The 14,099-nt window shown below is 31.4% G+C and carries 13 protein-coding genes and 1 riboswitch; of the genes, 2 read left to right on the top strand and 11 right to left on the bottom strand.

Annotated elements, in window-relative coordinates; translation table 11 throughout:
• Nucleotides 1-51: 51 nt before the first annotated feature.
• The 7 genes from ACKTSI_RS07040 to ACKTSI_RS07010 all read right to left on the bottom strand — a co-directional run bounded on the left by ACKTSI_RS07040 (nucleotide 52) and on the right by ACKTSI_RS07010 (nucleotide 7,476).
• Complete coding sequence (locus tag ACKTSI_RS07040; protein WP_407862801.1) at nucleotides 52-1,788, bottom strand: Na+/H+ antiporter NhaC family protein; 1,737 nt, start codon at nucleotides 1,786-1,788, stop codon at nucleotides 52-54.
• 101 nt (nucleotides 1,789-1,889) lie between these two features.
• Nucleotides 1,890-2,060: riboswitch (Lysine riboswitch) on the bottom strand.
• 282 nt (nucleotides 2,061-2,342) lie between these two features.
• Nucleotides 2,343-3,314, bottom strand: a complete 972-nt coding sequence (gene pta, locus ACKTSI_RS07035; protein ID WP_201274889.1) for a phosphate acetyltransferase — start codon at nucleotides 3,312-3,314, stop codon at nucleotides 2,343-2,345.
• Between the two features lie 9 nt (nucleotides 3,315-3,323).
• On the bottom strand, nucleotides 3,324-4,202 hold the full coding sequence (locus ACKTSI_RS07030) for a diacylglycerol/lipid kinase family protein (protein ID WP_407862800.1): 879 nt from the start codon (nucleotides 4,200-4,202) through the stop codon (nucleotides 3,324-3,326).
• Nucleotides 4,199-4,699: a DUF4446 family protein gene (locus tag ACKTSI_RS07025; RefSeq protein WP_407862799.1), complete on the bottom strand. Its 501-nt coding sequence runs from the start codon at nucleotides 4,697-4,699 to the stop codon at nucleotides 4,199-4,201. The genes ACKTSI_RS07030 and ACKTSI_RS07025 overlap by 4 nt, the downstream gene beginning before the upstream one ends.
• Nucleotides 4,699-5,847 carry an aminotransferase class V-fold PLP-dependent enzyme gene (locus ACKTSI_RS07020; protein WP_407862798.1) on the bottom strand — a complete coding sequence of 383 codons (1,149 nt, stop codon included), beginning with the start codon at nucleotides 5,845-5,847 and terminating at the stop codon, nucleotides 4,699-4,701. The genes ACKTSI_RS07025 and ACKTSI_RS07020 overlap by 1 nt, the downstream gene beginning before the upstream one ends.
• Nucleotide 5,848: 1 nt before the next feature.
• Nucleotides 5,849-6,682, bottom strand: coding sequence for a ParB/RepB/Spo0J family partition protein (locus ACKTSI_RS07015; RefSeq protein WP_201274893.1), 834 nt, complete (start codon nucleotides 6,680-6,682; stop codon nucleotides 5,849-5,851).
• Nucleotides 6,682-7,476: a ParA family protein gene (locus ACKTSI_RS07010; protein ID WP_407862797.1), complete on the bottom strand. Its 795-nt coding sequence runs from the start codon at nucleotides 7,474-7,476 to the stop codon at nucleotides 6,682-6,684. The genes ACKTSI_RS07015 and ACKTSI_RS07010 overlap by 1 nt, the downstream gene beginning before the upstream one ends.
• A 357-nt stretch (nucleotides 7,477-7,833) precedes the next feature.
• Here ACKTSI_RS07010 and ACKTSI_RS07005 point away from each other — a divergent pair, with 357 nt between their 5' ends.
• The gene (locus tag ACKTSI_RS07005; RefSeq protein WP_407862796.1) at nucleotides 7,834-9,063 is read left to right on the top strand and encodes an NlpC/P60 family protein; all 1,230 of its coding nucleotides are present in this window, start codon (nucleotides 7,834-7,836) and stop codon (nucleotides 9,061-9,063) included.
• Between the two features lie 202 nt (nucleotides 9,064-9,265).
• Here ACKTSI_RS07005 and ACKTSI_RS07000 read toward each other — a convergent pair whose 3' ends face one another.
• From ACKTSI_RS07000 to ACKTSI_RS06985, 4 genes are all read right to left on the bottom strand, one after another.
• Nucleotides 9,266-10,183 (bottom strand): DMT family transporter, encoded by a 918-nt coding sequence (locus ACKTSI_RS07000; RefSeq protein WP_068473372.1) that lies wholly within the window; start codon nucleotides 10,181-10,183, stop codon nucleotides 9,266-9,268.
• A 10-nt stretch (nucleotides 10,184-10,193) separates the two neighbouring features.
• Nucleotides 10,194-10,907: a 16S rRNA (guanine(527)-N(7))-methyltransferase RsmG gene (rsmG, locus tag ACKTSI_RS06995; protein ID WP_407862795.1), complete on the bottom strand. Its 714-nt coding sequence runs from the start codon at nucleotides 10,905-10,907 to the stop codon at nucleotides 10,194-10,196.
• Nucleotides 10,900-12,786, bottom strand: a complete 1,887-nt coding sequence (mnmG, locus tag ACKTSI_RS06990; RefSeq protein WP_407862794.1) for a tRNA uridine-5-carboxymethylaminomethyl(34) synthesis enzyme MnmG — start codon at nucleotides 12,784-12,786, stop codon at nucleotides 10,900-10,902. The genes rsmG and mnmG overlap by 8 nt, the downstream gene beginning before the upstream one ends.
• Nucleotides 12,787-12,900: 114 nt before the next feature.
• Nucleotides 12,901-13,449 (bottom strand): RNA polymerase sigma factor, encoded by a 549-nt coding sequence (locus ACKTSI_RS06985; protein ID WP_407862793.1) that lies wholly within the window; start codon nucleotides 13,447-13,449, stop codon nucleotides 12,901-12,903.
• A gap of 210 nt (nucleotides 13,450-13,659) precedes the next feature.
• On the opposite strand from ACKTSI_RS06985, the gene rpiB reads away from it, so the two are divergent.
• Entirely contained in the window at nucleotides 13,660-14,091 is a 432-nt protein-coding gene (rpiB, locus tag ACKTSI_RS06980; protein WP_201274901.1) for a ribose 5-phosphate isomerase B, read from the top strand.
• The last annotated feature ends 8 nt before the right edge of the window (nucleotides 14,092-14,099 follow it).

Here is a 14,099-nt window from a genome sequence, read left to right as displayed (position 1 = left end):
AAATATTATGAAACTTTAGCATCAAAAAAGGTGATAAGTTAAACTTACCACCTAAATTTCAAATCCTTCTTTTCTTAATTTTTCTTCAAATTTTGTATCATCTATGTCAGTTCTCTTTCCTATAATTCTAAGTCCTGCAACTACAACAAATATTGCAACGGGTAGTGTTACATAGAAAGGTAATCCGAAACCTGAAGGGATATATCCACATAAAATAGTTATTATTGCAATATAAATCGCATAAGGCATTTGTGTCTTTACGTGGTCGATATGATTGCAACTTGCTCCCATTGAGGATAAAATCGTAGTGTCGGATATTGGAGAACAGTGGTCGCCGAATATCGCTCCGGTTAAAACTGCTGAAGTTGAAACTATTATATAGTTCATATCAGGGGAAATTGAATGTGCAAGAGGTATTGCAAGTGGCATCAAAATTCCCATTGTACCAAAGGCAGTTCCTGTTGAAAAAGATATGATTGAGCCTAAAATAAATATTATGCTTGGCAATATAAATTTTGGTAAGGTTCCTGAAAGATAACTTATCAAGAATTTTGCCGTTCCAACTTCTTTTATTACAGAGCTTAAAGACCAAGCTAAAATAAGGATAACTCCTGTAATTATCAATGTTTTCATTCCATTTATCCACTCATCAATCGCCTCGGATAGAGTGTAAATATTTTTAACCTTAGCTAAGAAAATGGCAACTATTGATGAAAATACTGATGATTGGAAAAGAGCGTTTGAGGCGTCAGCTGATGAAAAACATTCTCTAATTGAGCTAAAAGAGAATGGATTTTTAGTTAAGTCCACGATTAATTCCTTATTTTCTCCAGATAAAATTGTTGAATATCCACTGTAATAAAAAGCCATAAGTGAGCTTATGATAAGCACCCCGATTGGGATAATAGCATTCCAGATGCTAAGTTTTATTCCGTCTTTAGGTTTTAAATCATTCATTTGCTCGCTGTTTGTAGTTGTTTTTTCATTGCCTTTTCTTCTTGCTATATATTCAACTTTTCTCATAGCACCAAACTCTCTAACCATTAAAGCGCTGGCAACGATAAAAATCAAAATTAAAATATTGTAAAATCTGTAAGGAATTGTGCTTAAAAATATACCAAAGGAATCCACTTCAATATTAAGACCATTAAAAGCATCGTGAATAAGCCCAACTTCAAGACCAATCCAAGTTGAAATGATTGCAAGACCTGCGATTGGAGCAGCGGTTGCATCGATAACAAAAGCAAGTTTTTCTCTTGAAATTTTCATTTTATCATAAACCGGTCGCATAATAGGACCTACGATTAGAGAGTTGGCATAGTCATCAAAGAAAACTAAAATTCCTAAAAGTATGGAAATGATTTGAGCTCCTTTTGAGGATTTTGCCTTTTTTGAAAGAGATTCGGCAACTGCTTTTGCACCACCCATTTTCCCAACCAAGTTTATAACTCCACCGATACATAAAACTTGCAAGATTATTCCTGCATTCCAAGGGTCAGCTAAAGAGTTTAAACAACGTGAGATTAAATCCATAAAAGCAAAAACAAGACTTGGCAAAAAGCTCATACCCGACCTGATTTGTAAAATTAATGAGCCGAATAAAATACCTAAAAATAGGGAAACGACTACATTCTTTGTGATAAAAGCTAAAACAATAGCTAAAAGTGGTGGAACTATCGTGATAATTCCATTTGCATTTACAAGCTCTCTAATTTGAGTTCCAAAAACACATACAAAAACAAAAATTAGAACAGCCGAAGAAATAAAAATTAAATTTTTTCTGTTCATATTGAACCCTCCTAAAAATATTTTGATAATTTGTTCATAGAGGATTCAATTCATAGGATAAAAAAACACCTCGAAGGACATTCGAGGTGTAAAATACATACTCCAATGATAGCCCAACACAATAAAAATCGTGACAGTCGAACACATATTTTGTGAACGCCCAGCAATATGACCCTAAAGCAAGTCATACACTTCGGCGAAAATTCCTTTCACTGTGGACGCTTTAATCCATTTAATCAGCTACTGATAAGTTTCGCTCCTCTATCTTCTATTAAATTATCTTAAAGCATTATACATCAAAAACAAAATAAAATCAAGTATTTTAAAAATAATATTTCACTTTGTAGTACTTTTAAAAACAAAAGCCTCAACACGACGAATAGGAACTTTAAATGTAAATCTTAAAACGTGAAACTTTCCTTAACTTTAGCTACAAAATTAGCTGTAGCTTTAAGTGATGTTTTGCATCAGTTATATACTAAGGAAACCTTGTTGTTTAACAATAAAATTTATTCTATAAAAAAAGTAGGAAATTTCCTACTTTTTTGTTTTTTCTATAAACTTTGAGCTGCTGTTATTATTGCAAGTTTGTAAACATCTTCTTCGTTACAGCCTCTTGAAAGGTCTGAGATTGGTTTGTTAAGTCCTTGTAAGATTGGGCCTATTGCCTCAAATCCACCAAGTCTTTGTGCAATTTTGTATCCTATGTTTCCTGATTGTAAATCCGGGAAGATAAATACATTTGCATATCCTGCAACTTTTGAACCTTTTGCTTTTTGTTCTGCAACTGATGGAACTATACTTGCATCAAATTGTAGTTCTCCGTCCAATGCTAATTCAGGAGCTAATTCTTTTGCTATTTTTGTAGCCTCCGCAACTTTTTCAGAGAATTCGTGTTTTGCAGAGCCTTTTGTTGAGAAACTAAGCATCGCAACTTTTGGGTCGATTCCAAAAATTTCGGCAGTTTTTGCAGTTTCAACAGCTATTTCAGCTAATTGTCTAGCCTCTAATGTAATATTTATCGCTATGTCGGCGAATACATATCTTTCTCCGTTTTTTCCAAGCATAACCATTGCTCCACTTGTTCTTGAAACATTTGGTTTAGTTTTTACGATTTGTAAAGCAGGTCTTACTGTATCTCCTGTTGAGTGAATTGCACCACTAACCATTCCGTCAGCTTTTCCAAGTTGTACTAACATTGTTCCGTAGTAATTTACGTCTTTTATAAATTCAACAGCTTGTTCTTTTGTGTTCTTTCCTTTTCTTAACTCTACGAATTTATCAACCATTTCGTCAAAATCACTTGCTTTTAATGGGTCGATAATTTCTATATCATCAATAGAAACATTTAATTTTTCGGCAGTTTTTTTAACTTCTTCAACATTTCCCAACACTATCGGAGTTATAAGTCCGTCTTTTTTTAATCTAACACAGGCTCCTAAAACTCTTGCATCTTCTCCTTCCGGAAAAACAATTTTTTTGTTTGTTCCTTCGATTTTTCCAACTAATTCTTTAAAAATATCCATAATTTCCTCCTACATTATAACTTCAATTTTTTTATCACTTATTGTAAATTCAACCTCATTAACTCCCGACATATACTCTCCGTCAAAGTTTATTTCAATATTTTCTGAGAAAATTTTGATTTTCTTAGCCTTGAAATATGAGGTAATATCCTCCTTAACATGAGTTGCATTTACAATTGTTTTTATCTTCTTTATTATATCAAATTTTGACTTATATTTGATAGCGCATATATCAAGAAGTCCGTCATACATATCGGCCAAAGGCAATATATTTATCTTTCCACCGTATTTGCTACCAATCCCAATAGCTATTAGAAAATAGTCATCTTCATATTCTACATCATCAACGATTATTCTGTATCTCTTTCTCTTGTGTTTGAAAAGAGCCAAAACTATTGCAATTTTGTAAGAAAGACCACTTTTTATAAATTTTTTGACTTTTAAAGCACAATCATTAACTTCTGCATCAAAACCGACAGATGCAATGTTGAAAAACGACTTGCCTAAAAATTCTCCATAATCGACAAATCTTGTTTCACCCTTTATGATTCTTTCCATACAGATTATAAAATTACAAGTTTCGCCTAAACTGTTCATATAGTCGTTTCCCGTACCTGCAGGGATTACACCAAGTTTAAGATTGTTTTTTACAACCACATCTCCAACTTCATTTATCGTTCCGTCGCCACCCACTGCAATTAATTCTGTAAAACCGTCTTTGACTGCATTTTCTGCTATTAAAACGGAATCTCCCTCTTTTGAAGTGCATTTGATTTCATATTCAAAATTTAATTTTTTACCCCTAAGATACTCTTCGATACCCTCTTTAAAATCAAATTTTTTAAAACCTGAGGCGTTCGGATTTAAAATAAACATTAACTTTCTCATTTTCTTTCTAAAGCCGTCCTTAGTGCTGTTTCTTCTTCTTTTGACAACTCTTGAGTAACAGAGCCAGCTTTTACTTCTTTTGCGTAAGTTATACAACTTTCTCTTCCGTAAATTGTAGTTAGCAACAGTCCATTATTAAAGCTGTCCAACATAGCTATTGAATAAGATAGTTTGTTTTTTAAATCATAAAAAGCATCATATTTTACAAATCCGATTTTTTGGATTGAAAAGGCTGATTTGTTCTTTGCAAGTTCAATTTCAGACTTGAACTCATCAACTTTTTTGCTAAGCTCAAAAATATCTGAAGAATGTGCTTGAACCAATTCTCCCATATTCAAATCACCACGTCCTCTTAAAAGCATATCGTATTTTTTCTTTTGCAAACTTAATTTTTTATTAATTTGGTTGAATGTATATGCTATAAATATAAGGACAAATAACACCAATATTAAAAATATTCCTGAATATGAATTTAAAAATTCTAATATTGCATTCACTATTTTTTATTCCTTTCTATTATACTAATTAAAGCATTTACACAAGTTTCAATTTCTTCAATGGTATTAAAATACCCAAAACTAAAACGGACTGCACCTAATTCTTCAGTTCCAAGGCTTTTATGTGCAAGTGGTGCACAATGAAAACCCGGTCTTGTATAAATGTCGAATTCATTATTTAAAATGTAGGAAACCTCAGAGCTGTCCATATCTTTTATATTTAAGCTGACAACGGCACCTTGTCTGTCGTCTAAAGTTCCATACAAAATAATATCCTCATTATCTTTTAACAATTCTATAAAATGATTTTTTAAACTTATCTCGTGATTTCTGATATTTTCAAGCCCAACTTCGTTTATAAAGTCAATTCCCTTGCCTAGAGCCACGATTCCAAGACCATTAGGAGTTCCACTTTCTAAGCTGTCAGGGTACAATTCAGGTTGGTCGATACTATGTGAATAGCTACCCGTTCCACCTTGTTTTAATGATCTTACTTTAATTCCTTCTTTTATATATAGAGCACCCGTTCCCATTGAACCGAATAAGGCTTTATGTCCCGGAAAAGCAAGCAAGTCTATATTCATATCTTGAACGTCAATATCCAAAACTCCGATAGATTGTGCAGAATCTACAAGATAAATTATATTTTTTTCTCTACAAAAAGCACCAATGCTCTTTATATCTACAATAGTTCCAAAAACATTGGACATATGAGTTGTTACGATTAATTTTGTATTTGGCTTAACGGCATCAAAGATTTTTTGTGTATCCACATAGCCATACTCATCTGCATATACAATGCTTAAATCGATTATACCGTCTTTTTTTAGCTGATTAAGAGGTCTTAAAACAGAATTATGCTCCATAGAAGTTGTAATCACATGGTCGCCCTTTTCTAAAACTCCCTTTATCGCCAAATTAAGACTGTCCGTACCGTTAAAAGTAAAGATTACATTAAGTGGCTCAGTTCCGTTTATAAGTTTACAAATTTTTTCTCTAGTTTCGTATATTTCTAAATCCATTTTCATAGCAAGTTTATGCCCACTACGACCGGGATTTCCTGCGTAATATAAAGAACATTCCATAATTTTGTCAGTTACTACTTTAGGCTTAGGAAAAGTAGTAGCTCCATTATCTACATAAATCATATTAATCCTCCAAATCGTAAATATTCATCAAACTGTCAATTATTCTTTGCAAATCTGCCTCATTTAGATAGTCAATTTCTATTTTTCCACCTTTTTTCTTAGCGTGAATTTTAACCTTCGCGTCCAAAACTTCAGTTAATCTCTCGCAAATATCTTTTACAAAAATATCTTCGCTTTTATTTCTAGTTTGTTTTGCCTTTTTCTCAACATCTCTAATATTTACTTCCTTAACTAATAATTTTTCAAGATATTTCTTTCTTTCATCTTCATTTTCTAAAGAAAGTAAAGTTCTTGCCTGGCTGGAGCTTAACTCTCCACGAATTAAATATTCTTTTATATAGTCGGATAGATTTAAAAGTCTTAAATTGTTTGCAATATATGACCTGCTCTTTCCAATTATTTCGGATAATTCTTGTTGAGTAAGTTTATATTCCTCCATTAGAGTTTTTAGGGAAATTGCCTCCTCAATAGGATTTAAGTCCTCTCTTTGTATATTTTCGACTAATGCAAGTTCTCTTGCCTTTCTATCATCAACATTTTTTACAACCACAGGTACTTTTTCAAGACCTGCAAGTTTTGAGGCTCTAAATCTACGTTCCCCTGCTATTATTTCGTATTTAGCTCCAACTTTTCTAACAACTATCGGTTGGATAACTCCGTCCGCTTTGATTGAGTCTGCCAACTCTTTTAAACTGTCGTCATCAAAGTTTTTTCTAGGCTGGTCTTCTCTTGCTACAAGTTTATCCAAATCAACAGTTAATAAATTTTCATCAGTAATAAAGTCTTCTTCTCTTAAAAGAGAGCCAAGACCTCTACCTAAACCTTTTTTCTTCATCACTTCCTCCTATTTTTAATTAATTCCTTAGCTAAAGATAGGTAACTTTCAGCCCCTTTAGAATTTTTATCATAATAGATTATACTTTCTCCAAAACTTGGCGCCTCAGCAAGACGAATATTTCTAGGAATAACAGTCTTAAATAATTTATCTTTGAAATAATTTTCCGTTTCGACCTTAACATCGTCAGATAGATTATTTCTTGAGTCGTACATTGTAAGGAGAACTCCCTCAATTTCAAGTTCAGGATTTAAACCTTTCCTTATTATATTAATAGTATTCATAAGCTGGCTAACTCCCTCAAGTGCATAATATTCACATTGAATTGGAATAAGCACACTTTGAGATGCAACTAAAGAATTTATACTTAAAATACTTAAAGACGGAGGACAATCTATCAGAACATAATCATAATTTTGAGGGATTTTTTCTAATTCGCTTTTTAATAAAAATTCTTTCTTATCAGCACTTAAAAGCTCAATTTCAAGACCACAAAGGTCTGAATTTGAAGGAATTAAGTCAACATTTTTAGATTTTGTCTTATAAATAGTTTCGTTTATGTCTTTTTCTCCAGTTAGAACGTCATAAACAGTAGCATTAACATCTTCAACACCTAAGCCTGAAGTTGAATTGCCTTGAGGGTCCATATCTATAACTAGAACTTTTTTCTTGTTAAAACCCAAAGCAGATGCTAAATTTACAACGGTTGTAGTTTTTCCTACACCGCCCTTTTGATTAAAGACAGAGATTATTCTCATTTCTTTTTTCTTTTTAAAAGCATCAAAAATTTTCATAATATCTTCCTTTTATAATTAATATACCTTTATATACTTAAAGCTATATTAATTATACCATATTTTCTTTTAAAAAGTTTAAATCCAAATAAAAATTTATAAAATGTTTCACGTGAAACATTCGGTTTTGTTTTTTATGAATAATATTCTCGTGATAGCACTTGATTAAAAACGTCATTAAATGATTGAATAAAAAATAGAAATTAAATTCTTTAAATTGTTTCACGTGAAACATTAAAAATAACAAAAAAAACAACTTTTGTAACCGATTTGTAACTTTTTGTAATTTTTTTGTAACTTTTTGTTGACTTTTTTCAATGCTTGTTGTAAAATAAGTCTATAAGTTAGGAGGTAATTATGAAACTAAAAAAAGTGTTAACAACATCTATGTTATGTGCATTAGTTTGTACTGCTTTACCGGTAGCAAATTCTTATGCAGATGAAATGGAAAAGGTTGAAGTTAAAATTCATAGTACAAGTATTGAAGAAATAAATAGTTCAATAAGTAATAAATCAGAAAATTTCGTTACGGCTCCTTCTGTTTTAGGATTACAAAAATTATCAAATAGAAATGATATATATTCATTAGTTACTGAAGAAGATACTATAATGCCGGAATTAGAAGAAAATTCTTTTTACATAAAAGAAGATGTTGAATTAAAACCTGTTTTAGCCGAAACAGAAACACCAATAGCAAAGATTGAAAAAGGTGCTGTTGTTAAGGTTGAAATGAGTGGGGATAAAAAGGCAACTGTTTCTGTTGATGGAAAAGTTGGGGTTATAGACGTTTCAGTATTAACTAAAGAAAAAGTTGAGCCTGAAAAGAAAGAAACTGAAGTAAAACCTGAAGAAAAGAAAGCGGAAGAAAAAGCTGAAACTCCAAAGGTGGAAGAAAAGAAAGCGGAAGAACCTAAACAAGCTCCTGTTAAAAAAGTAAGTCTTTATGCGACAGAAACTTTAAACGTTAGAGCTGAACAATCAGCAACTTCAAACAAACTTGGACTTTTATCAAAAGGTGAAAAAGTAAACGGTATTGATAAAGGGGACTGGGTAGAATTTGAATTTAACGGACAAACTGCTTATGTTATAAAATCATATCTTTCTGAAACTAAACCGGTTGTTGAACAACCAAAGGTAGAAGAAAAAGCTGAAACTCCAAAGGTAGAAGAAAATAAAACTCCAGCGCCAAAACAAGAAAATAAATCTTATAGCGCTGATATTGAAACAGTTGTAGATATTGCTTTAGCACAAGTTGGAAAGCCTTATGTTTGGGCAAGTGCTAATCCAAATGTTGGATTTGACTGTTCAGGTTTAGTATATTATGCTTACAAACAAGTTGGAATTAATTTAAGTAGAACATCATATACTCAAATTAATGACGGTACTAGAATTTCAGCATCAGAATTGAGAAAAGGTGATTTAGTATTCTTTAACAATGGTGGAGATAGTGTTGGACACGTTGGAATCTATATTGGAAACAATAAATTCGTTCACGCATCAAGTCCTGGAACAGGTGTTATCGTAAGTAATCTTTTTGGAAGTTACTTTGGAAATACATTCTGTGGAGCTACTAGAATTATAAAGTAATTAAAAAATAACTATGAATTGAAAGACGGTTTTTACACCGTCTTTTTCTATTGGAATTTGATAAGTAATTAAAAATAAAATTTTAATAAAAAATAAAATTACAAAAAAAACGAGGGCAAAAACACCCTCGTTTTTTAAATATTTTTCATCAATTCATATAATTACATCAAAAACATATAAAATTTAAAATAATGCTAATTTTTTACGATTTTAAACTATTACCCTTATTTCTTGCAAGATTGAATCCTATTGTACCAATTAGTACTGCAATTATTCCTATGTGATCATAAATTGTTAGCAAATCTCCAAAGATAAAAACTCCAACTAATATATTTACAACCGTTGTTACATTTTGAAATAGAGAAACTGTTGTTGACTCTAAATGTGAAAGAGAAAAAGCTACAAGTATCATAGTTAAAAAAGTAGTTATGACTGAAAGATAAAATAATGAAATCAAAAATTCTACATTTGTAAATCCGTTAAAAAATAAATGCAAATTTTTATTCATCATTCCATCTCCAACTGCAACTACATTAAAAAACACAAATCCACATAAATTAACTACATAAGCTATTTGAATAGGAGAGTATTTGCTTGCTATTTTTCTAACAAATACATTATATATCCCAAATGCCCCTGCTGAAATTAAAATTATAATATTTCCAAGTAAATTAAAATCCGCACTGTTTGAATCTTTCATTAAGTTTATAAAGGCTATTCCTAAAATAGAAAGAATCATAAATAAAAATTGTTTTAAATTGTTTCTTTCTTTTATGAATATTTTTGCAAATACAAATGTTAAAATCGGAGTAAGTGCATAGATTATTCCTGATTGTGATGAAGTAACCATTGTGTAACCGACTGTTTGGTTTAAGAAAAATATAATCGGAAACGCTAAGCTAAGAGGGGCAATGCGTTTAAAATCTTCCATTTTTATTTTCAAATTTTCTTTTTTAAAAAGCATAAATAATATCATACAGATTAATGTTACTGTAAATCTATGAGCCAATAAGTTTATGGTATTTGTACTTTTTAACGCTATATTTATGAATAAAAATGAAAAACCTATAGAAACAGATTGAATAAGCATTGCTAAATATGATTTTATTTCGTTACTCATAATACCTCCTTTATAAAGTTTTCTTCTTTATTTGTCCCATATTTCTTGGGAATTTTTCAGAAGTTTTTTCTATTTTTCTTATAATTAAAATATTTCTTTCAGAAGTTTCTCCATTTTGTGAAATTTTAAAATTCAAAACTTTTTCCAATTTGCAATTTAATTTTTTTAATGCGTTTTTTGAATTTTCAACTTCTTCAAGATATGACGGACCTTTCATCGCAAGGAAAAGTCCACCAACTTTTAAAAACGGGATTGTAAATTCTAAAAGTAAACAAAGAGATGCAACCGCTCTTGAGCTAACTATATCAAAATTTTCTCTATATCCTTCTTGTCTGCCAACTTCTTCTGCACGTCCATGAATTGCAGAAATGTTTTTTAAATTCAAATCACCAATTACAATATTTAAAAATTTTATTCTTTTATTTAAACTGTCAAGCATTGTTACATTTAATTTCTCGTTATAAAGTTTAAGTGGTATTGCGGGAAAACCGGCTCCTGTTCCAACGTCTAAAACTTTTTTATCATCTTCAAAAAATCCCGTTTTTGTAAGCAATAGGCAATCTAAGAAATGTTTTATATTCATCGATTCTTCGTCAGTTATTGCCGTTAAATTTATTTTTTCATTCCACTCAACGATTAATTTTCTGTAAGTTTCAAATTTTTCTAAAGCCTCATCACTTAAAATTATATCCTCTTTTTGGGTCAAAGTTTTTAAATTATCCATTTTTTCTCCTCATGGTTTCAAGATGTATAAGCAAAACATTTATATCTGCCGGGCTAACTCCTGAAATTCTACTTGCCTGTCCAACTGTTTCGGGTCTGAATTTTGAAAGTTTTTGAACAGCCTCGATTCTAAGACCTGATAGGGAATTGTAGTCGATATTTTCAAGTTTTTTGTTTTCAAGTTTTTTGAAAGCCTCAATTTGATGACTTTGTTTTTCGATATATCCCTCATATTTTATCATAGTTTGGACTTGCATTTTAATTTCTCTGTCCAAAGGCTCACGAGTTGTATCCAAGTCTTTTACCATTTCGTAGTCAAGCTCAGGTCTTTTGATTAAATCGTAAAGACTAACAGCTGTTTTTAGTTTCATACTTCCTAAGGATTCCAAAGTGTTATTGATATTTTCCTTTGGGGTTAGGATATTTTCTTTTAATCTTTTGATTTCATTTTCGATTAAATTCTTTTTATTTATACATTTTTCAAAACGTTCTTTAGTAGCAAGTCCTATGTTAAAACTCTTTTCTGTAAGTCTTAAATCTGCATTGTCTTGTCTTAAAGAAAGTCTGTATTCAGTTCGTGAAGTCATCATTCTGTAAGGCTCATCAGTTCCTTTTGTAATCAAATCGTCAATCAAAACCCCGATATATGCATCACTTCTTGTAAGAATAAAAGGCTCTTTTCCTAAAATATTCAAAGACGCATTTATTCCGGCAATGATACCTTGACTTCCTGCCTCTTCATATCCCGAGCTACCGTTGATTTGTCCGGCAAAGAAAAGATTTTTAATGTCTTTGTGTTCAAGTGTCGCTCTTAAGATAGTAGGGTCGATACAATCGTACTCAATCCCATAAGCAGGACGCATTATCTTAACATTTTCAAGACCTAAAATGCTCTTATACATTTGTTTTTGCACTTCAAGAGGTAGGGTACTGCTAACCCCTTGAACATACATTTCGGCCGTATCCAAGCCCTCAGGCTCAATAAAAACTTGATGCTCATCTTTTTCGTTAAAGCGAACAATTTTGTCCTCAATAGATGGACAATATCTAGGGCCTACACCCTTAACGATACCTGCATACATTGGACTTCTATGAAGATTATCCTCAATAATTTTTTTAGTTTCCAAAGTCGTATAAGTCAAAAAGCAATCTTCCTTATGATTTCCAATATCCTTTCCCTCATTCATAAAAGAAAAGGGAATTATATTTTCATCGCCTTTTTGAATATCCATTTTTGAATAGTCGATACTATCTCTATGCACTCGGGCAGGAGTTCCAGTTTTGAAACGTCTAAGAGGAATACCTAAATTCTTTAGACTTTCACTTAAAAAAGTCGAACATTTCCAGTTGTTTGGACCACTTTCATAACAATTTTCTCCCATTAAAATCATAGATTTTAAGTAAGTACCCGTACAAACTATAACAGCTTTTGCAGGGAAAATCTCGTTTGAAGTAGTCAAAACTCCTGTTATTTCATTGTTTTCAGTTAAGATTTCCTTAACCTCTGCTTGAATTAAGTCTATATTTTTTTCGCTTTCCAAAACTTTTTTCATCTCTGTGTGATACATTTTTTTGTCTGCCTGAACACGCAAACTGTGAACGGCAGGGCCTTTCGAAGTATTTAACATTCTGGATTGGATAAAAGTTTTGTCGATATTAATCGCCATTTCTCCACCAAGAGCGTCGATTTCACGAACTAAATGTCCCTTTCCTGTACCACCTATATTTGGATTGCAGGGCATATCTGCAACTGAATCCATACTTATTGTAAGAATCGCTGTTTTAAGACCAAGTCTGCCACTTGCAAGACCCGCCTCACAACCGGCATGTCCAGCACCGATTACAACAACATCATATTTTTCATCTATAAAATTTGTCATTTTTTCTCCTTAAAAATTTAAATAAATATACATATTATATTGTACCATATTTTTGTAAAAATTTCATAGAAAAATTATTCCACAAAAAAAGAACTCCGTTGAGCTCTTTAAAATTCACAAAACATTGACATCATTTTCTAAAAATTTTGTTTTTAGTTTTTTCTTTGCGATTTTGTAATATTCTTTGACTGTATCTTCTTTTATTTTCATTTTTTCTGCGATTTCCTTGTTTTTTAAGTTTTCATAAAATTTATATTCTATCACCTGTTTTTGCTTTTCGGGTAGGGTATTTACAATTTCTTTTACTTTTTCACTCATTTCATTTTCTGTTATTTCCTTTTCGGTATTGGCATTTTCATCTACAATTAGGTCTAAGACTTCGATTGTTTCATCGTCTTTTGTTTGATAGATTTTTGTGATTGTTTTTTCTGTTTCTCTTTTTCTTTTGGCAAATTTTTGCATATAAAAAAATTTTAATTGATATTTTAAATAACATTCAAGTGAAACTTTTCCACCACCAACATAGCTTTCTAAAAGCTCTAAAATTTTTACAACTCCGTCCTGATACGCATCTTCATAGCTTGTGTGATTTTTGAAATATTTTTTTATACTCGCTTTTATCAAAGGGCTAAAGTCTTTTACAATTTGTTCTTTATCGTACATTTTTCCTCCTAGATATGACGGCATACAGTAGTTGGGTTAAGTTTTGCTAATTCTATGACATAATTATACTCCTTTTTTTATATTAAGTCAATTATAAAGTTACTTAAATTTATATTTTTATATTTCAGTATCTTTATAAGTTACTACTTGACTATAACTTGGAAATATATTATTATAAGGTGAGTAAATAACATATTTAAGGAGAGTTTTATGAAGATAATAATAGGTAATGACCATTCAGCGGTTGAAATGAAAAATGAGCTTGTAAAATTTTTGGAAGAAATGGGCCATGATGTGATAAATGTAGGAACAGATGAAACTAAAAGCGTGGACTATCCACTTTTTGGACAAGCTGTTTGTAAAAAAGTTTTAGAAAACGAAAATTCTTTGGGTATTGCAATCTGTGGAACGGGTATTGGGATTTCTATTGCTTGTAATAAGGTTAAAGGTATTCGCGCAGGGCTTTGTAGCGAAAGTTTTTCTGCGAAAATGACTAGAAAGCACAACAACGCAAATGTTCTTTGCTTGGGTGCAAGAGTTACGGGGATTGAACTTGCAAAGGATATTGTCAAGACTTTCATTGAAGAGGACTTCGAGGGTGGTCGTCATCAAAGAAGAATTGATATGTTAGAAGAAGTTTAGGAGTTTTT

The sequence above is a fragment of the Parvimonas parva genome, from assembly GCF_045866535.1.
Taxonomy (GTDB): Bacteria; Bacillota; Clostridia; order Tissierellales; family Peptoniphilaceae; genus Parvimonas; species Parvimonas parva.
The sequence above is the reverse complement of the archived record's forward strand: the minus strand, read 5'-3'. Positions and strand labels throughout refer to the sequence as shown.